At 59.6% G+C, this 17,868-nt stretch carries 16 protein-coding genes; 9 read left to right on the forward strand and 7 right to left on the reverse strand.

Annotated features, from left to right (window positions below; all coding sequences use genetic code 11):
- Positions 1-77 precede the first annotated feature (77 nt).
- Complete coding sequence (gene dnaK, locus GSQ94_RS07915; RefSeq protein ID WP_158943023.1) at positions 78-1,994, reverse strand: molecular chaperone DnaK; 1,917 nt, start codon at positions 1,992-1,994, stop codon at positions 78-80.
- A gap of 358 nt (positions 1,995-2,352) precedes the next feature.
- On the opposite strand from dnaK, the gene GSQ94_RS07920 reads away from it, so the two are divergent.
- From GSQ94_RS07920 to GSQ94_RS07940, 5 genes are all read left to right on the forward strand, one after another.
- Positions 2,353-2,637 (forward strand): hypothetical protein, encoded by a 285-nt coding sequence (locus GSQ94_RS07920; protein ID WP_158943024.1) that lies wholly within the window; start codon positions 2,353-2,355, stop codon positions 2,635-2,637.
- A gap of 193 nt (positions 2,638-2,830) precedes the next feature.
- Complete coding sequence (locus GSQ94_RS07925; protein WP_158943025.1) at positions 2,831-4,417, forward strand: DHA2 family efflux MFS transporter permease subunit; 1,587 nt, start codon at positions 2,831-2,833, stop codon at positions 4,415-4,417.
- 53 nt (positions 4,418-4,470) lie between these two features.
- The gene (locus GSQ94_RS07930) at positions 4,471-4,722 is read left to right on the forward strand and encodes a hypothetical protein (protein WP_158943026.1); all 252 of its coding nucleotides are present in this window, start codon (positions 4,471-4,473) and stop codon (positions 4,720-4,722) included.
- Positions 4,723-4,770: 48 nt separating this feature from the next.
- On the forward strand, positions 4,771-6,696 hold the full coding sequence (locus tag GSQ94_RS07935) for a 6-pyruvoyl-tetrahydropterin synthase-related protein (protein WP_158943027.1): 1,926 nt from the start codon (positions 4,771-4,773) through the stop codon (positions 6,694-6,696).
- Between the two features lie 72 nt (positions 6,697-6,768).
- Entirely contained in the window at positions 6,769-7,809 is a 1,041-nt protein-coding gene (locus GSQ94_RS07940; RefSeq protein ID WP_158943028.1) for a polyprenyl synthetase family protein, read from the forward strand.
- Between the two features lie 13 nt (positions 7,810-7,822).
- Here GSQ94_RS07940 and GSQ94_RS07945 read toward each other — a convergent pair whose 3' ends face one another.
- Complete coding sequence (locus GSQ94_RS07945) at positions 7,823-8,371, reverse strand: GNAT family N-acetyltransferase (protein WP_216843046.1); 549 nt, start codon at positions 8,369-8,371, stop codon at positions 7,823-7,825.
- Positions 8,372-8,493: 122 nt separating this feature from the next.
- Between GSQ94_RS07945 and GSQ94_RS07950 the strand changes: the two genes are divergently transcribed.
- Positions 8,494-8,865: a metal-sulfur cluster assembly factor gene (locus GSQ94_RS07950; RefSeq protein WP_158943030.1), complete on the forward strand. Its 372-nt coding sequence runs from the start codon at positions 8,494-8,496 to the stop codon at positions 8,863-8,865.
- A gap of 4 nt (positions 8,866-8,869) precedes the next feature.
- Positions 8,870-9,640, forward strand: coding sequence for a class I SAM-dependent methyltransferase (locus GSQ94_RS07955; RefSeq protein WP_158943031.1), 771 nt, complete (start codon positions 8,870-8,872; stop codon positions 9,638-9,640).
- Positions 9,641-9,692: 52 nt separating this feature from the next.
- Here the strand turns inward: GSQ94_RS07955 and GSQ94_RS07960 are convergent, their stop codons facing one another.
- Both GSQ94_RS07960 and tsaE read right to left on the reverse strand, forming a co-directional pair.
- Positions 9,693-10,145: a DUF4019 domain-containing protein gene (locus GSQ94_RS07960; RefSeq protein WP_158943032.1), complete on the reverse strand. Its 453-nt coding sequence runs from the start codon at positions 10,143-10,145 to the stop codon at positions 9,693-9,695.
- Between the two features lie 96 nt (positions 10,146-10,241).
- Positions 10,242-10,691 carry a tRNA (adenosine(37)-N6)-threonylcarbamoyltransferase complex ATPase subunit type 1 TsaE gene (gene tsaE / locus GSQ94_RS07965; RefSeq protein WP_256369965.1) on the reverse strand — a complete coding sequence of 150 codons (450 nt, stop codon included), beginning with the start codon at positions 10,689-10,691 and terminating at the stop codon, positions 10,242-10,244.
- A 179-nt stretch (positions 10,692-10,870) separates the two neighbouring features.
- Here tsaE and GSQ94_RS07970 point away from each other — a divergent pair, with 179 nt between their 5' ends.
- Positions 10,871-12,403, forward strand: a complete 1,533-nt coding sequence (locus GSQ94_RS07970) for an AlkA N-terminal domain-containing protein (RefSeq protein ID WP_158943033.1) — start codon at positions 10,871-10,873, stop codon at positions 12,401-12,403.
- Positions 12,396-12,971: a methylated-DNA--[protein]-cysteine S-methyltransferase gene (ogt, locus tag GSQ94_RS07975; RefSeq protein WP_158943034.1), complete on the forward strand. Its 576-nt coding sequence runs from the start codon at positions 12,396-12,398 to the stop codon at positions 12,969-12,971. The genes GSQ94_RS07970 and ogt overlap by 8 nt, the downstream gene beginning before the upstream one ends.
- A gap of 93 nt (positions 12,972-13,064) precedes the next feature.
- Here the strand turns inward: ogt and GSQ94_RS07980 are convergent, their stop codons facing one another.
- From GSQ94_RS07980 to GSQ94_RS07990, 3 genes are all read right to left on the reverse strand, one after another.
- Positions 13,065-14,762, reverse strand: coding sequence for an alkaline phosphatase family protein (locus GSQ94_RS07980; RefSeq protein WP_158943035.1), 1,698 nt, complete (start codon positions 14,760-14,762; stop codon positions 13,065-13,067).
- Between the two features lie 217 nt (positions 14,763-14,979).
- Positions 14,980-16,593: an NAD(P)H-hydrate dehydratase gene (locus GSQ94_RS07985; protein WP_158943036.1), complete on the reverse strand. Its 1,614-nt coding sequence runs from the start codon at positions 16,591-16,593 to the stop codon at positions 14,980-14,982.
- Between the two features lie 306 nt (positions 16,594-16,899).
- Positions 16,900-17,868, reverse strand: a 969-nt coding sequence (locus tag GSQ94_RS07990) for a penicillin-binding transpeptidase domain-containing protein (RefSeq protein ID WP_158943037.1), incomplete at its 5' end; no start/stop codon positions are given.

Consider the following 17,868-nt stretch of genomic DNA (forward strand, 5'->3'; position numbering starts at 1 on the left):
CTGATAAAAAGGAGGGGCACCCCATCAGGAACGCCCCTCACCTTTTCTTACGTGCAATCAGTCCTTACGGATTACACTTATTTCTTTTCATCGACGTCGACGTACTCAGCATCGATCACGCCTTCGTCCTTCTTCGGCTCTTCGTGCGCCTCGGCCGCACCTGTAGCACCATCGGTCGGTGCTGAAGCCGCAGACGCCTTATACATCGCCTCAGCCAGCTTATGGCTCACTGTCGTTAGACGATCCTTTGCAGCATTCAGCTCCGTAGCACTCGGTGTTCCAGCCAAAGTCGTCTTCGCCTCAGCCAGCGCTGTCTCAACCTCAGTCTTGTCCGAGTCCTGAACCTTATCGCCAGCATCTTTCAACATCTTCTCGATGTTGTAGACCAACGAATCCAGCCCATTCCGAGCCTCTACCGCATCGCGCTGCTCCTTATCCTCAGAAGCGTGAGCCTCGGCATCCTTCGCCATCCGCTCAACCTCTTCTTTGCTCAGGCCCGACGAGCTGGTAATCGTAATCTTCTGATCCTTGCCCGTCGCATTATCCTTCGCCGTCACATTTAGGATGCCGTTTGCGTCGATGTCGAACGTAACCTCGATCTGCGGCACTCCACGCGGAGCCGGAGGAATCCCGGCAAGCTTGAACTTGCCCAGCGTCCGGTTCTGCGCCGCCATCGGCCTTTCGCCCTGCAGTACATGCACCTCAACCTCGGTCTGCGAGTCCGCCGCCGTCGAGAACGTCTCCGTCTTCTTCGTCGGAATCGTCGTATTCCGGTTGATCATCGCCGTCGCCACGCCGCCCATCGTCTCAATCGACAACGTCAGCGGAGTCACGTCGAGCAGCAACAGGTCCTTCACCTCACCGGCCAACACGCCAGCCTGAACCGCCGCGCCAATCGCCACAACCTCATCCGGGTTCACACCCTTATGCGGCTCCTTGCCGAACAGCTCCTTCACAAGCTGCTGAATCTTAGGCATACGAGTCTGACCACCGACGAGAACTACCTCGTCGATCTTGCTCGCATCCACACCGGCATCCTTCATCGCCTGCTTCGACGGCCCAATCGACCGCTGCAGCAGATCGTCCACCAGCGACTCCAGCTTCGCCCGGGTCAGGTTGCGAACAAGATGCTTCGGTCCGCTTGCATCCGCAGTAATGAAGGGAAGATTGATCTCCGACTCCTGCGCCGTCGACAGCTCGATCTTCGCCTTCTCCGCAGCATCCTTCAACCGCTGCAGCGCCATCTCATTACCCTTTGCATGCAGGTCAAGCCCGGTATCGGACTTGAACTCGCCGATCAGCCAATCCACAATGCGCTGGTCGAGATTATCGCCGCCAAGATGAGTATCGCCATTGGTCGACTTCACCTCGATCACGCCTTCGCCAACCTCAAGGATCGAGATATCGAACGTACCGCCGCCGAAGTCGTACACGGCAATGGTCTCGTCCTTCTTCTTATCCAATCCATAGGCAAGCGCAGCCGCGGTAGGCTCGTTCACAATACGCTTCACTTCGAGACCAGCAATCTTCCCGGCGTCTTTTGTCGCCTGCCGCTGAGCATCGTTGAAGTAAGCAGGAACCGTAATCACAGCCTCGCTCACCGACGTTCCGAGATAGTCCTCAGCCGCCTTCTTTAACTTCTGCAGAATCATCGCCGAGATCTCAGGCGGCGTAAACTCCTTACCCTGCGCCACCACGACAATGTTGTCGCCCTTCGCCACCACCTTGTACGGCACCATCTTCAGCTCATCGCCAACCTCGTTCATGCGACGGCCCATGAAACGCTTGATCGAGTAAACCGTATTCTCCGGGTTCGTAATCGCCTGACGCTTGGCCACCTGGCCCACCAGACGCTCCCCGCTCTTGGTAAACGCAACCACCGAAGGAGTCGTACGGCCACCCTCTTCGTTTGGGATCACCTTCGGCTCGCCGCCTTCCATTACGGCCACGCAGGAGTTCGTTGTTCCCAAGTCAATTCCAATAATCTTTGCCATTCCTGGTCCTCATTCCGGGCTCGCAGCCCTTCAAATTACGACTTCTCAAGAATCGCATCTTGAGTCACTTACTGTCAACTATTCTGATGCGATCTATCACCTTAAGATTCATCGCCTCAACCCCTTTCTTTTGCGCCTGCCAAAACACCTTCCTCTTGAAAAAGCCGCCATCCAAATCCATAAGAAATCAAGCGAAAATATCCTCTCGTTCAGCCCGAAACCCACCGATAAACCAAACACGCATGTTGCCAAAGTGCTTTGGTGGCATCACTTTGTGGCTAACCCGAAGGTGTCATTGTCGCTCTGGATGCTCCCCGGATACGCTTCGTTCATTCATGCATCACTTGGAGCGTTGCTCATGTCCTTCTTACCTGCACACCGTACCAAACGCCGTCTCCTGAAAGTCGCCTCCCTCGGCCTCGCTGGCCTCCTCGCCGGTCTGCTCTCCGGCTGCAACAGCACCCAGGACCTGGCCTCCCCCACCAACATCTCCAGCTATACCTGGTCTACCCATCTCCCTAAGAGCCTCGACGCCGTCCAGGTCCCCGCTCTCCGCCATCCCCCGTCTACCCGGCGTCTTCAGGTCGACTCCTTTCACACGGTCTCTCAGTCGATGGTCCAGATGGGCCGCAACCCCTCCTAAGCCCTCGACACCAAACCGGCTGCCCCTGGCCGGAAAAACCACAACCCAACCAAGGCGACAGGCTCCATACAACGGGCTTGTCGCCTTTTTGCGTCGCTAACCGCACCGCGCAAACCCCAAATGCATCCATTACCTCCATTCTTGCCTCTATTTAGAAAACGACACTCTACCGCGCAAGGGACCTCCATAGACCATGGCCTCGGCTGCGACCGCACCACCCGACCAATCCGCCTCCGTCACCCAAGGGGTGAATCCGTGGCTCATCGCCGCCTCGGTCATGCTCGCCACCTTTATGGAGGTGCTCGACACCGCCATTGCCTCGGTTGCCCTGCCCTACATCGCCGGCTCCCTCTCCGCCTCCAACGACGAAGCCACTTGGGTCCTCACCAGCTACCTTGTCGCCAACGCAATCGTCCTCCCAGCCAGCAACTGGTTCTCCCTCAAATTCGGCCGCAAGCGCTTTCTGATGTCCTGTATAACGATCTTCACCATAGCGAGCTTCGCCTGCGGAGCCGCACCAACCCTCGGCATCATGCTGCTGGCCCGCGTCGTTCAAGGCGCTGGTGGCGGCGCTCTCCAGCCGCTCTCCCAGGCCATCCTCCTCGAATCTTTCCCACCGGCCAAGCGCGGCGCTGCAATGGCGGTCTTCGCCTTCGGAGTTGTTGTCGCTCCTGTCCTCGGCCCCACCCTGGGCGGCTGGCTCACCGACACCTACTCCTGGCGCTACGCCTTCTACATCAACATCCCTATCGGGATCCTCGCCCTGCTCATGATCAACCGTTTCATCCACGACCCGCCTTACATCAGCAAAGCCAAGGTCCCCGCCTTCGACCGCTACGGCTTTGCCGCCCTGGTCGTCTGGACCGGCTGCCTTCAGGTTGTTCTCGACAAGGGCCAGGAAGACGATTGGTTCGGAGCGGTCTGGATTCGCTGGGCCGTCTTCTTCCTCATCATCAGCTTCGTCTACTTCATCTGGCACTGCTGGAACGACAAAGACACGCTCGTTGACCTCAAGGTCTTCAAGGATCGAAACTTCGTTCTCGGCACCATTTTGATCTTCTTCTTCGGCGTCGGCATCTACTCCACCGTCACCGTCCTGCCGCTCTTCTACCAGGAACTCCTTGGCTACACCGCCTTCACCGCTGGAATCGTCGTAGCCCCACGAGGCATCGGAGCCGTCATGGGTATGCCTATCATCGGCTATCTCTCCAACAAGCTCGATCCTCGCTGGCTTCTTACCTTCGGCTTCCTTACCTTCGGCTTCACCACGCTCTACTTTGGCAACGTCACCCTCGAAATATCGCCTACCACCCTGCTTCTGCCCATCCTCATCACGGGCTTCGGTCTCAGCTTCATCTTCGTCCCCATCAGCACGGCCGCCTACGGCACCCTCGACAACAAGCAAATCGGCAACGCCAGCGGGCTCTTCAACCTCTTCCGCAACGTCGGCGGCTCCATCGGCATCTCCATCGCCTCCACCCTCCTCACCCGCCGTAGTGCCGTACACCAGAACGAGATCCTCAACTCCGTGCCGCGCACCGGACAGCAGTACCAAAATGCGCTCGGCAGCATGACTCAGGCCATGACCGGCTACTTCGGCAAATCCAACGCTGCCGATCCCGCCCAGACAATGCTCTACCAGCAGCTCGGACAGCAAGCCTCCCTCTGGTCCTTCGTCGACGTCTTCCGCTGGCTCTCGCTTCTTTGTTTCTTCTGCGTAGGTATCGTTTGGCTCTTCAAAAAAGTAAAGCCCGGCACCCCCCCCGCAGGCGCCCACTAGTTCTTCATAGGGCATAAGCCGTTATGTAAAATAGGTCGACGCAAGGAGGCTCCGTGAGACCACTCATTCTAACCAGCGTAATTAGTTTCTTCTTGAGTGTTCTGTTGCTCGTCGCTGTATACACAACACGAAGGAAATACTTCGCCTACGCAAGCCATGCATTTATGATCCTGTCTTACTTTCTCGTATCGGTGATGAATATTCAAAGACACAACTACGCCTTATCCATCGTCTTTGCAGCTCTTGAGATCGTCTGGTTATACAAACTCTCGGTCGGCGAGATCGTCGCCAAATCTCTGCTCTAATCTCAAAGCCCGACCGAATCCAGCCCCATCCTGCGATACCCTCAACACATGCAGCGCGACCGGCTATCTTATCTCCTGATCCCTCTCATCGCGCTCGTAGCCGTCCTGCCCCTCATCTTTCAAGGCTGCTCCTGCGGCCATGACTTCGACTTCCACATCCTCAGTTGGCTCGAAGCCGCTCGCCAGTTCACCCACGGCAACCTTCATCCCCACTGGGCCTACACTCCTGCCTATAACGCCGGCGAACCGCGCTTCGTCTTCTACCCTCCACTCTCCTGGACGCTCGGCGCGATCCTCACCCTCCTCTTCCCCATCACGGCAACGCCAATCCTCTACACCTGGCTAGCCCTCACCGCCAGCGGCCTTGCGCTCCACCGTCTCGCCCGAGACTTCGCACCACCCACCGCCGCTCTCATCGCCGCCGTCCTCTACACGGTGAACCCCTATATGCTCTTCACCGCCTACGAGCGCACCGCCTACGCCGAGCTCCTCGCCGCCGCCATCATCCCCCTGCTCCTTCACGCCATTCTGAGCCAACAAGTCACCATCCCCCGCATCGCCCTCCCCGTCGCACTCCTCTGGCTCACCAACGCACCCGCCGCCGTCATGAGCTGCTACGCCCTGGCCCTTCTCACTCTCATCCGCACCGCCACTAACTCCCCAGACCGATCCATATCAACAGCGTCGAATACCCGAACCGACACAAATCTGGGTGCCCCATATCTCGATTCTGAGATGTGGGCATCGCGCGAAAGCGCGACCGCTCCCGCCAACTCCCAACCCACCAAAGCCCCACCTCAAAGCCGCCTGCAAGTCATCATTAACACCATCGCCGGAACAGCCCTCGGCCTCGCCCTCGCCGCCTTCTACATCCTCCCCGCTGCCTACGAGCGCCGCTACGTCCAGATCGCCATGGCAATCATCCCCAACATGCGCATCCAGGACAACTTCCTCTTCCATCACACCGGCGACGCACCCCACGACCAGGTCCTCCACACCGCCTCCCTCCTCGCCATCACTCTCATAGCGACAACCATCCTCGCTATCGTCACCGGCTACCTCCACCCCCCCGCGCAGCACTCCACGATCTCAGAAACGCAAATAAAGTTGTCGGACACGCGAGAGAGCCAACACGAATTAACAAAAGAAGCGTCATCTCGACCGAAGCGCAGCGTAGTCGAGAGACCCCCGCATTTTGCCGAAGCCGCCGTCGCCTCCAACCATTCGCACAGCAACTCCCCCTTCGCGTCTCTCGCTACCCTCGCCATCGCTATCACCCTCCTCCTCACCCCCATCACCGCTTTCATCTGGAAATACGCCCCCGAGTTAGCCTTCCTCCAATTCCCGTGGCGTCTCCTCGCCGTCCTTGCCGCAGTCAGCGCCCTCACCATCGCACTCGCACTCACCACGGTCATCTTCAAACCCGCAACCCGCACCGTCATCGCAATCACGATCGCCGCAGCCCTCACCTACCCCGCTTACACTGCCTTTCACCAAACCTGCGATGACCCAGATACGCCTACAGCTCGTGAAGCCCTCTTCCACTCCAACCAGGGCACCGAACCCACCGACGAGTACACCCCCACCACCGCCGACAACGACTCCCTCCTCCAAACCGACCCCGCCTTCTGGCTCGCAACCGACCCCAACGCGAAAGCCCCAGCCAACACCCAGCCCGGCCCCGCACCCGAGCACCTCACCATCAACGCCCCCATAGCCGAAGACCTGATCCTCAACCTTCGCGACTACCCCAGCTGGCACATCACCCTCAACGGTTCGCCCATCACCACGCGCGACCAGCGCGATCAAAGAGATGACGGCCTCATCGTCCTGCCCGTCCCCGCCGGGCCCTCCACCATCGCAATCACCTACGCCCATACCCTCGATCAAACTCTCGGCGATGCGATCTCTCTCTTAGCTCTCGCCGCTCTCCTCTTTCTCTTGCGCCGCAAACCCCAACCAGCCACGGCCTGAACACCCGCATCCTCCCATTCAAATCCATCGACACCAGCCCACATCGTTCCAGCTGATTTATCATCGAAGCCGATGCACTCCACCGTTAAAGATCTGCTTCTCTCCGGCGCCCAGCTCACCGACTCCGCCCTCGAACGCCTCCTGCCCGCAACCGACACGCTCCCTCACTCCATCCACCGGGCCATGCGGCACAGCACCTTCGCCGGCGGCAAGCGTCTCCGCCCCATCCTCTGCATGGAAGCCGCAAAGATGGTTAACGGCACAGAAAGCTACCCCGAAGGCATCGCCGACCTTGGCGCGGCGTTGGAGATGATCCACACCTACTCCCTCATCCACGACGACCTTCCTGCACTCGACAACGACGACCTACGCCGCGGCCAGCCCACCTGTCACGTCGTCTTCGGCGAAGCCACCGCCATCCTCGCCGGTGACGCCCTCCAGACCCTCGCCTTTCAAACCATCGCCTCTCTTTCCACACCCTCTCCCACCACCGTCGCCATCCTTCGCGAGATCTCCCTCGCCATCGGCACCGGCGTAGGCCGCGTCGGCGACCTCGATACCAAGCTCCCCCCTGGTATGATCGGCGGTCAGGTCATGGACATCGAAGCCGAAGGCGTCACACCCACAGCACCTCTCGTCGAAGCCATCCACCGCTCCAAGACTGGCGCCCTCATCACCACCAGCATCGTCTCCGGAGGCCTCTTCGGCCTCGGTCTGCGCGGTCGCTCCTCAGGCAGTGGATCGAGCCACGGCTCCGGCGATGGCGAACACGAGCCCGAATCAAAATCCCGCTTTGACCCGGCACGCCCCGCCTACGCCCGTTACGCCGACACCATCACGCGCCTTCGCACCTTCGGCGAAAAAGCCGGCCTCGCCTTTCAAATCATCGACGACATCCTCGACATGACGCAAAGCTCTGAAGAACTCGGAAAGACCGCAGGCAAAGATACCGCAAGCACCAAGGCCACCTGGCCCGCCGTCTTCGGCATCGACCAGTCGCTCCACGACGCCAAAGAACTCATCGCCGACGCCTTCGCAGCACTCGAGCCCTTCGGCGAGGCAGCAGTCCCCCTCAAATCTCTCGCGCAGTACCTCGTCGAACGAAAGAACTAGCCGAGCAAAGGAACTAGCCCTTCACTCCACGAGCCCACGCCTCACGTTCAAGTCGGTAGAGAACATGCAGCCGCAAATCATCACCTTCAGAAACATTCGGGTGTACAAAATCCTCCGTCGGATCACGAGACATCCCCAATCTCTCCATCACCGCCCGCGACCGCGCATTCGCAGGAACGGTAAAGGACACGACATCACTCAGACCTATCTCGTCGAATCCATAGCAAAGAACCTCGCGCGCTCCCTCCGTCGCTAGCCCCTTACCCCAGTGTTCGGCCGCCAGCCGCCAGCCGATCTCCACCGCCGGAGTAAACGCAGCCGCAAAATCCGCCACCGACAGCCCAATAAATCCCGCGAACTCCCCGCTCTCGCGCACCTCCACCGCAAACAAGCCGAAGCCATTCCGCTCAAAGTGCCTCTCAATCCGCTCCACCATCGCGTCCGAGGCCACCGCATCCAGAGGGCCGCGCAAAAACGCAGCTACCCGGGCATCGGCGTTCAGCTTGCGAAAAGGAGCTTTGTCTGACTCCCTCCATCGCCGCAGCACCAGCCTTTCGGTCACGAGACTCTTCTCTGCATCACCCCGCCACACGACGCCCTCCGCATCCACTCACCGCTATCATCTTGCCGCCACTCTACACTCTTATCCGTCTCCATCTCACGGTGACGCTATCATCAACATAGATGCTCACCGAGCCCGACATCCTCCAGGCCCTCCGCGACTGCTACGACCCTGTCCTCCCCTGCAACATCGTCGATCTCGGCCTCATCCGCTCCATCACCATCTCCCTCGACCCGGACGCCCCGGGCGCAACCATCCCCGGCGTCCCGCAAAAGTATCTCGTCGAAATCGCCATCATCCCCACGCAAACTGAAGAAGCCGCCAACTCCCAGCTCAGCGCCCAGATCGTAAATCGTCTCGCCGGACTCGAAACCATCAGCCGCTCCACCGTCACCCTGCTCGACTCCCCCACGTGGACGCCATCGAACATCACATCCGCGGGCCGCAAAACCTTGGGCCTCGACGGCAACCCGCACCTGGTCCAGATCCGCTAATCCAATGCCCTCCCGAAAATCAAAGTCCACGCTGGTCATGCCTCCGCCACCGCCGCCCCAGCACCCCTTCGACCAGATCCACGGCGTCGAAACCAGCGGACTCATCGCCGCCGGTAACCTCACCACTGGCCATCCCAACGACGCTCACGTCACCGCCTACTACGGCGTCGCTCCCAGCATCCTCCGAACCCTCATCGACCTCTGGCGCGCCACAAACCCGCCCCACCCCATCCATCGCTACACCTTCATCGACATCGGTGCCGGCAAAGGCCGCGCCATGCTCGTCGCCAGCCAGCTTCCCTTCCACCAGGTCATCGGCATCGAGCTCAACCCCACTCTCGCCGACATCGCCCAAACCAACCTCGAACACTGGCGCGTCGCCCACGCCGCCGACGCAACCGCTCCAACCCTCGCCCCCATCCGCCTCCTCGAGCAGGACGCCCTCACCTTCGACTTCCCCCGCACCCCCACCCTCGCCTTCCTCTTCCATCCCTTCGAAGCTCCGGTCCTCAAGCTCCTCCTCCGCCGCATCGAAGCGCAGTTCGTCAAACGCCCGGGCTCCCCACTCCCAGCCTTCGACCTCCTCTACGTCAACTCCGAGTGCCGCGCCGTCCTCGACGCCCACCCCGCCTTCACCCGTCTCTTCCTCGGCCCCGTAGCCATGTCCCCCGAAGACCACGCCGCAGATCTGGCCGCAATCGCCCAGCAAAAAGAGTACGGCTCTACCGGCGACGAGGAGTGCGCCATCTATCGCCTCACTGGCCGCAGCAAATAGCATCGCTCGCAGCCGGCTGAATCATCCACGACGCTCAACAGCTGCGAATCCACTACTTGATGTAATACCCCGCCACCCGCCACACCTTATCCTTCTCCCGGCTCATGATTACGGTCTCCTGCGCCACCTGCTTCTGTTCGAAGCTGCTCGAATACAGGATCATCACATAATCGCCCGGAGGAACTCCCGGCAGCAGCGTCGTGTACGTCGCGCTCTGCAGTTTTCTGCTTTCCAGCTTCCCCATCGGCCCCCGCACAGCTTCAATCGAAGACGCAAACTTCTGCGCCGTCACCGCGCTCCTCAAAACCTCCGCCGCAGCCTTCCAGCTCTCCGCATACTTGCCGGCATCCATCATCGCCAGCCAACCCTCGGCCTCGCGCGCCGCAATCTGTTCCGCTGTCTGTTGCACCAGCGGCGAGCGCTCTTGAGCAACAAGCCGCCCCAATCCACCCACCGCTCCCACCATCACACCCATCCCCAAAACGCACCGCAAGACTCTACGCATAACGGCCTCCTCTGTCTCCCTCAACAAAATCAAACACGTTCATACTAAGAGCTGCACGACTCCGCATCCACACGATCTTGCGCAAACAAAGCAAACCTAAACCTTCACTCGCACATAAAACATCCGCTCATCCCCACCCGCCTCTTCAATCACAATCTCGCCGTCCGCCCGCTCCACGATGCTCGGAAACTTCTCTCCCCACTCCACCAGCACCAACGCATCAGGCTCCGCCGCCATCTCTTCCAACCCCAGCGTCATCAGCTCCCGCTCCGTCTCCAGACGATACAAATCCAGATGAAACAGCCGCACCTTCCTCCCCGCATACTCATGCACCAGCGTAAAGGTAGGACTCGTCACATCCTCAGCTTCGGCTGCTCCCAGCGCCGCAGCAATCCCCTTCACCAGCGTCGTCTTTCCTGCGCCTAGATCCCCGCGCAGTACAAACATCTTCGGAGCAGGCAGCAACATCTCCGCCACTCTCTCCCCCATCGCCAGCGTCCCCGCCTCACTCCGTGTCTTGAACCGCTTCTTCTCCCGTAACTCCACTCATCGCTCCTTAGCCATCTGCATCTCTCCTTTCATCTTCTCATCGGACGTAAGCCTCCTGCCTATCAAGCGCACCAGAGCACCGCCACCCCAATCACTACTTTCAGCCACGTCCACCGGGTCATGACCATGTCCGAAAAGCGCGAGTCTTTTCTCTCTCAGAGTGAGAAACTCAAGCAATGGAACTGCTGGACAAAGACGCCTGCTACCGTGCCCTTCAGAGCCGCGATCCGCGCTTCGACGGCTCGTTTTTTGTCGGCGTCAAATCCACTGGCATCTACTGCCGCACCGTCTGCCCCGCCCGGACCGCCAAGTACGAGAACTGCACCTTTTACTCCTCCGCCGCAGCCGCACAGGAAGCGGGTTATCGTCCCTGCCTCCGTTGCCGCCCCGAGACCGCACCCGAACTCGCCTCATGGCGCGGAACCTCCAACACCGTCTCACGCGCCCTCGCGCTCATCAACGATGGTGCCCTCGACGGCGAAGGCCGAAGCGTCGATGCGCTCGCAGAGCGGCTCGGCGTCGGCGAGCGTCAGCTCCGCAGGCTCTTCCTCCAGCACCTCGGAGCCTCGCCCATCGCAGTTGCCCAAACCCGCCGCGTCCTCTTCGCCAAGCATCTCCTCCACGAAACCCACATGCCCATGACGGAGGTCGCAATGGCTGCGGGCTTCAGCAGCCTCCGCCGCTTCAACGAAGTCTTCCAGAATCTCTTCCGTCGTCCACCCAGCGCCCTCAGAAGAAAATCCTCCGTCAGCCGTCCCAGCGCGGAAGCAGGCATCACCCTCCGCCTGCGTTACAAGCCACCCTACGACTGGCAATCCATGCTCAGCTTCCTCGAAGCACGCGCCATCCCAGGCGTCGAAGTAGTCGAGAAAAACTGCTACCGCCGCACCATTGAGATCGGCGCCTCCATGGGACACATCACCGTCGCCCACCTGCCGCAGCGGCAGAGCCTTAGCGTCACCATCCAGTTCCCAACCGTTCAGTCTTTGCCCGCCATCGTCACCCGCGTTCGTCGCCTCTTTGACCTCGGCGCAGACATCGAGACCATTGACGCCCACCTCTCGCTCGACCCGCAACTCGCGCCCTGGGTCGCACTCCGCCCTGGCCTTCGCGCGCCCGGTAGTTGGGACGGCTTCGAGCTCGCCATCCGCGCCATCCTCGGCCAGCAGATCACCGTCGCTGCAGCTCGCCAGCTCGCAGGCCAGCTCGTCGCACTCCACGGCGAGCCGCTCCCCGCAAGCCCCGGCATCCCTCATGGCTTGACGCACGCCTTCCCCACTGCCGAACGTCTCGCCTCCGCCGCATCCATCGGCTTGGGCATGCCCGCCGCTCGCGCTGAGGCTTTGAAAGCCATGGCAAAGGCAACGGTAAAAGATCCGAATCTCTTCCGCCCCCTCGGAACCATCGATGAAGCTCTCGCGCGTCTGCGCTCCATACCCGGCATCGGCGAGTGGACCGCCCAGTATATCGCCCTGCGCGCCATCCGCGAGATGGACGCCTTTCCCGCCTCCGACGTCGGCCTCCTCCGCGGAGCAGCGAAGATAGACGGAGCCCCAACAACTCCCAAAGATCTTCTCCACCGCGCCGAATCATGGAGACCCTGGCGAGCCTACGCCGCGCAACATCTATGGGCAGCCAGCGCGGCCATCACTCCACCAGCCGGCGCAACCCTCGCTGCAACCGCAGCCACCGAAGAGGCCTATGCCTGAAACTCTAAAATTTCTCATCGATCGGTTGGACACGCCGATAGGCGAGATGGTCATCGTCGCAGACCACGACGGCAACCTGCGCGCCGTCGACTGGACCGAACACATCGACCGCATGCAGAAGCTTCTTCAGCGTTACTACGGCAAGAACGGCTTCACTCTGGAGCCGGCAAAAAATCCCGGCGGCCTCACCGACAAGATGAAGAGCTACTTCGCCGGAGAACTCGCCTCCATCGACGACCTGCCTGTGAAGACCGCAGGCACACCCTTCCAGCGCGAGGTCTGGCGCGCCCTGCGTAATATCCCATCCGGCAAAACCATCTCCTATGCCAGGCTCGCCGAGCAGATCGGTCGCCCCACCGCCATAAGAGCAGTCGGACACGCCAACGGCTCAAACCCCATAGGAGTTGTAGTCCCCTGTCACCGCGTCATCGGCTCCGACGGCTCACTTACCGGCTACGGCGGCGGCAGCGAACGCAAACGCTGGCTCCTCGACCATGAAAATGAAACAGTCGGCACGGCCGCGGAGAAGACTCCCTCAGATACCGAAACCAATTCAAGGTATTTGTAACAATAAAAGTTTCAAAATTCCACATGGGCTCACTTCAAACAAAGACGGATGCCCACAAGGGAGCATCCGTCGTTGTTCACCTGGCACAAATTGCTACTGCAACGGTACCGCCGGAAGAACGCCCGTCCCTTCGATGCGAACAGCATCGAGTGCCTTGGGATCGAGGCCTAGCGCCTTCAGGATAGTAGGCGCAACCTGTGCCGTTCCTACCTCAGCGCGAACCGTACGCGGTCGGAACGAAGAGTGCGACACCAACAGTACAACGTTCGTATCGTCGTGTGAAAACCCACCATGTTCAGATAGCTTTGACTTGCTGCCCGAGTAGGTAACGCCAACATTTGGAGTCACGATAATATCCGGCGTGCGCGGATCCTCAGTCGGATTGTTGAAGTTAAGTGCGAGCGAAGGACCGTAGTAAATCTGGCCAAGCGCGATGCCGGTTGCGGAGGCATTCTGCTCCAGAATCTTGACGCTGGCATCCGTATCTGCCGAGCTCTTCAGCCAGATCAGCGAAACATCATCCTCCGTCGGGCCGATTCCCGTCGGGTTATTGGTCGACTCTGAGTTCGGAATAAAATTCGCATTCGAGAGCAGCGTAACCGGCGACGTTCCGTTGATCAGCTGAGAGACATACCGGCTCGGATCGATCGGCGACTGACCATGCTTGGCCGTGATCACAATCATCGTCGAGTCATAGAGACCCTGTTCCTTCAGCTCTCTCACAAACTCCCCAATCGACGCATCGACGAACTTGATCTCGCCAAGGAGTGCTTCGGTCGGTGTCCCGGCAGCATCGAGATACCCGCCCGTCACTCCGTTACTCTTCTCAATCAGCTTCTGACCCACGCTGACCGCCTGAAAGTTCATCCCAAAGATCGTAGGAACCTTAGTCTTCTTCGTGCCAAGGTGATTCTTGCCTTCAATCTCGTTCACGATCGCATTCACCTTCAGCGTGTCGTAGCACTGGATGTTATCGAAGCTGTTCGTCCAGGCCGTAAGGTCCGAGCCGGAGTCGCGAATCGCCGCGCAGGAATCACCCGTCGGCGTCTTTACATTCGGCAGAGCGATTACGCTGGAATTGATCTCCGGAGCGTAAAAGTCATCGAGCGCAATTGGTCCAAGACCCGACGAAACGGAAGCATAGGCCGGATGTTTATCGGACCACGCTGCATAGCCGCCCGCCGCGTGAATCACGCTAAAGATACTGTTAGTACGTACAAAATCCCACGGAAAGACCGGATTGCAGCCGTTATTGGGATCGCGAACAAGCCTGTTCGAATCGATCGACGCAAGGCCACCATCGGTCAGCGACGCTCCCGGTGCCCCACCGTTCAGCTTTGTCTGATCGATGTCGATCCCTTCTTCATACTCGGTGGTCGTTCCCGTAGGCTTCGCATAGGGGGTGCAGGGACCAGCCGCAAGGCCATTACCTGTTGTCTTCGCGGGGGCGTCATAGTTCCGCGAGTAGGCGACGTCGTAATAGATGCCGGTCAGCGCCGGGCTTCCGCCTGTAACGATCGCCGTCAGACCAGGAAAGGAATCCGAAGGTTTTGAAGTGCTCGCAGCAACATAGTTCACTCCAGTCGCGCCAAGCGCAGCCAGCGCAGGGCAATACGGTTCGCCTGCGTTGACACCGCTCACGCCGTTTGCGCAGTTCGCAAAATCGACGGCATGCATGCCATCCACACTGATGAGGAGTACGCGCTTGATGGGTGCGTCGTGATCTTCCGCAACTGCCAAACCGGCCGAACCCACAAGTGCAGCTAGAGACAGAGCAACTAACTTTTTCATGAAACCTCCAGCAAAGAGAGTTGCAGGGTTACATCACCCTGTCATTGCAGAATCATGAAAATTAGTTAATAACTGCAGACCCGCTTTCCCTTTCTTTTGTCATTCACGAAAGGAATCTGCGTTTGCAGCCCTACACCACCAGGCAAATTGCCATAGAGATTGAGGCCCCTCAAGATCAAGACGATCGACCCCGCGCGAAGCTGAACCCGCCTCTCCCTCAGCTCCGCAGCCCACACACCCACACCAACCCATCCTCGTCCATTACCCGATATCGAAACGCATCCGAAAGATGTGTAACCGTATCGGTTGCAAGTACAGTGTGCTCATCCATTGCGTGAGCGGCAAAGTCCGCCGCCAGCCCATGAAGATACACCGCCGTCTCCACCGCGCGCGCCACATCCTCGGGAAACTGTGCCAGCATAGCCGCCACAATCCCGGTTAGAATGTCTCCGCTCCCGCCCTTTGCCATCGCCGGGTTCCCACTCGTATTCACCGCAATCGAGCCATCCGGATGCGCAATAAGGGTCCGCCATCCCTTCAGCACCAGCGTAAGCTTGTGCTTGGTCGCAAACCTCCGCGCCAGCCCCACACGGTCAGCCTCCACCTCCTTCACCGTCAGCCCCGCCAGCCGCGCCATCTCCCCCGGATGCGGTGTCAATACCATCACACGTTCATTACCGTTCAACAGACTCGTCTTCCCCACAAACGCATTCAAAGCATCCGCATCGATCACCACCGGCACCGACGTCTTCTCCACCATCTGCCGCGCAAACGCTGAAGCATCACCCTCCGTCGACAGGCCCGGCCCCACAGCCACCACGCTGATCTTCTTCACCAACGCATCCAGCTTCGCCCCATCCAGATTTTTAAAGGACACCGCACCTTTGGTCCCCTCCGCCAACGGAGCCATCATCAGCTCCGGAGCAATGCGAGTCACAGTATCCAGAATGCTCTTGGGCACCGCCGCCGTCACCAGCCCCGCACCCGCGCGAAGGCAAGCCAGCGAAGCCATAGCCGGAGCCCCAGCCTTCCCATAACTCCCTCCCACCACCAGCACATGTCCAAACTTGCCTTTGTTCGAGTTCACATCGCGAGGCCTCTCCGCCAACGCCTTCGAACTACCCGCCCAGGTAAACCCGCTCGTAGAAACCACCGCCTTCTCGGGCGACCCGATCCCGGCCACCACTACCGGACCGAACGTCCCTCCGGTCTTCTCATTCCGTGTCAGGTGTCCGAAGACATGCGCCATCTTCGGAGCAGTAAAGGTCACCACCGCATCGGCGCGAAACGATCCCGCCGCCGTCTGCTCCATCGAGTCCGCATCCCAGCCCGACGGCAGATCGACCGCCACCACCGGCGTGTTGAGCGCTTCCACCCGGTCACGCAGCGACACCGCAATCCCACGCAGCGGCGGCTTGAACCCCGTCCCCACCAGCGCATCCAGCAGCAGCTCCGCCTCAGCCAGTCCCTGCGAGCAAGCTGCCAACCCAGCCTCGTCCACCACCTCATGCACCGCCACCGTTGGCGCCTCTTCACGCAGCCGTTTCAACGCTGCAGCGGCCTCACCCTTCACCTCATCCATCCGTCCCAGCAGGATCACTCCAACCGAACGCCCCGCTCCCGCCAGCACCCGTGCCGCAACAAAACCATCCCCTCCGTTATTCCCTTTCCCACACAGCACCACCACCCGCATCGCAGACGGATACCTCCGCAGACAGAACCTCCCCACCGCACCACCCGCCGCCTCCATCAACCTCTCCAGCAAAACCCCAAACTCCTCCGCCGTCGCTTTATCCACTGCCTGCATCTCTGTCGCCGTAAGAATCTTCATCTTTCCCTTCTACGCGATTCCTCCGCCGAAGCCAAGATGCACCAGCTACCCAGTACTTTCATCCCGCGACCGGACAACCTGAGACCCGAGAACTGGGAACTGGGAACTGGGAACTGGGAACTGGGAACTGGGAACTGGGAACTGGGAACTGGGAACTGGGAACTGGGAACTGGGAACTTAAACACAAAAACGTGGCGCATTTGTAGCCGCTCAAAAAGACGCTGCTATGCACCACGTTTCCACCACCGAAACTCCACGCTGCCACCACACCCTTACCAGCGTTTTTTACAACGAAAAGCTATAACCCTACTTAGTGCCGCCCACGACACCGCTGGTTTCCATCACAGGCTTCTGCAAAAAATAATCCTTGTCCCACAGGGCCCGATAAAACTCCCCGGTCAGCTCAGCTGCCTTCGGCCCGAACGTAGGACGCCCGCCCTCCAGGAAGAAAACAGTAACTATTTGTCCCTTGGGAGTATCCGCAAATGACCCAAACCACCCAAATCTGGTCCCATTATTCGAGCAGGTTCCGGTCTTACCCATCACCGGAAACTGACTGAAATTAGCCCGCAAAGACCGCGCCGTACCGTACTGCACCGCCCCCTGCATCCCAACCGAAATCTCTGGAATCAAAGGGGCTATATCCAACACCCGCTTCACTTTAGGCTGAAAAGCAGCAACATCGATCGCGCTCTCTGGATGCTGCAAATAGTAAAGTGTCCCACCATTCGCAATCGCGGAAACCAAAGCCCCCAACTGAAGCGGAGTCATCGAAACGCTTTCGCCAAACGAGCACATCCGGCCAACCCCACCCAGCGACGCAGGCAAAACCTCATCCGGATACGTTCCCAGCTGCTCCCCCTGAATGTGGTATCCAGCCAACTCCCCCAACCCAAACTCATTCGCGTAGTGTTTGACTCGCTCAAATCCCAACTGCCGACCAAGTGTCTCAAAATAAAGGTTATTTGAGTGAGCCAGAGCCTCCGTCATGGTCAGGTGGTAATGCCCGCCCAGGTTCACCTCGGTGTCCTTACGAACGATCCCCTCTTCCAGAGCCGCCAGGGCCACCGTCAATTTGATGGTCGAGCAAGGCTCAGCCCCACGCGACAGCGCCAGCTTCTGGTTCACCATCGCCAAAATTCGCCCAGTCGAAGGGTCGATTGCGATCGCTGTGCCGTTCATATTTCCCAGCGCCTCAATCGCAGCCGCCCGAACCACCGGATCTTCACCCTCAATCACATCGCCAAGCGTCAGATTATCCGCAAACGAGCTGGC

The sequence above is a fragment of the Granulicella sp. S190 genome (assembly GCF_009766095.1).
Taxonomy (GTDB): Bacteria; Acidobacteriota; Terriglobia; order Terriglobales; family Acidobacteriaceae; genus Edaphobacter.

Excerpts from the sequence above, each read along its gene's own strand:
- GSQ94_RS07940 (WP_158943028.1), top strand. The coding sequence starts at position 6,769 with ATGCACTCCACCGTTAAAGATCTGCTTCTCTCCGGCGCCCAGCTCACC.
- GSQ94_RS07955 (WP_158943031.1), top strand. The coding sequence starts at position 8,870 with ATGCCCTCCCGAAAATCAAAGTCCACGCTGGTCATGCCTCCGCCACCG.
- GSQ94_RS07925 (WP_158943025.1), top strand. The coding sequence starts at position 2,831 with ATGGCCTCGGCTGCGACCGCACCACCCGACCAATCCGCCTCCGTCACC.
- GSQ94_RS07970 (WP_158943033.1), top strand. The coding sequence starts at position 10,871 with ATGGAACTGCTGGACAAAGACGCCTGCTACCGTGCCCTTCAGAGCCGC.
- GSQ94_RS07935 (WP_158943027.1), top strand. The coding sequence starts at position 4,771 with ATGCAGCGCGACCGGCTATCTTATCTCCTGATCCCTCTCATCGCGCTC.
- GSQ94_RS07985 (WP_158943036.1), bottom strand. The coding sequence starts at position 16,593 with ATGAAGATTCTTACGGCGACAGAGATGCAGGCAGTGGATAAAGCGACG.
- GSQ94_RS07920 (WP_158943024.1), top strand. The coding sequence starts at position 2,353 with ATGTCCTTCTTACCTGCACACCGTACCAAACGCCGTCTCCTGAAAGTC.
- GSQ94_RS07960 (WP_158943032.1), bottom strand. The coding sequence starts at position 10,145 with ATGCGTAGAGTCTTGCGGTGCGTTTTGGGGATGGGTGTGATGGTGGGA.
- dnaK (WP_158943023.1), bottom strand. The coding sequence starts at position 1,994 with ATGGCAAAGATTATTGGAATTGACTTGGGAACAACGAACTCCTGCGTG.
- ogt (WP_158943034.1), top strand. The coding sequence starts at position 12,396 with ATGCCTGAAACTCTAAAATTTCTCATCGATCGGTTGGACACGCCGATA.
- GSQ94_RS07980 (WP_158943035.1), bottom strand. The coding sequence starts at position 14,762 with ATGAAAAAGTTAGTTGCTCTGTCTCTAGCTGCACTTGTGGGTTCGGCC.
- GSQ94_RS07950 (WP_158943030.1), top strand. The coding sequence starts at position 8,494 with ATGCTCACCGAGCCCGACATCCTCCAGGCCCTCCGCGACTGCTACGAC.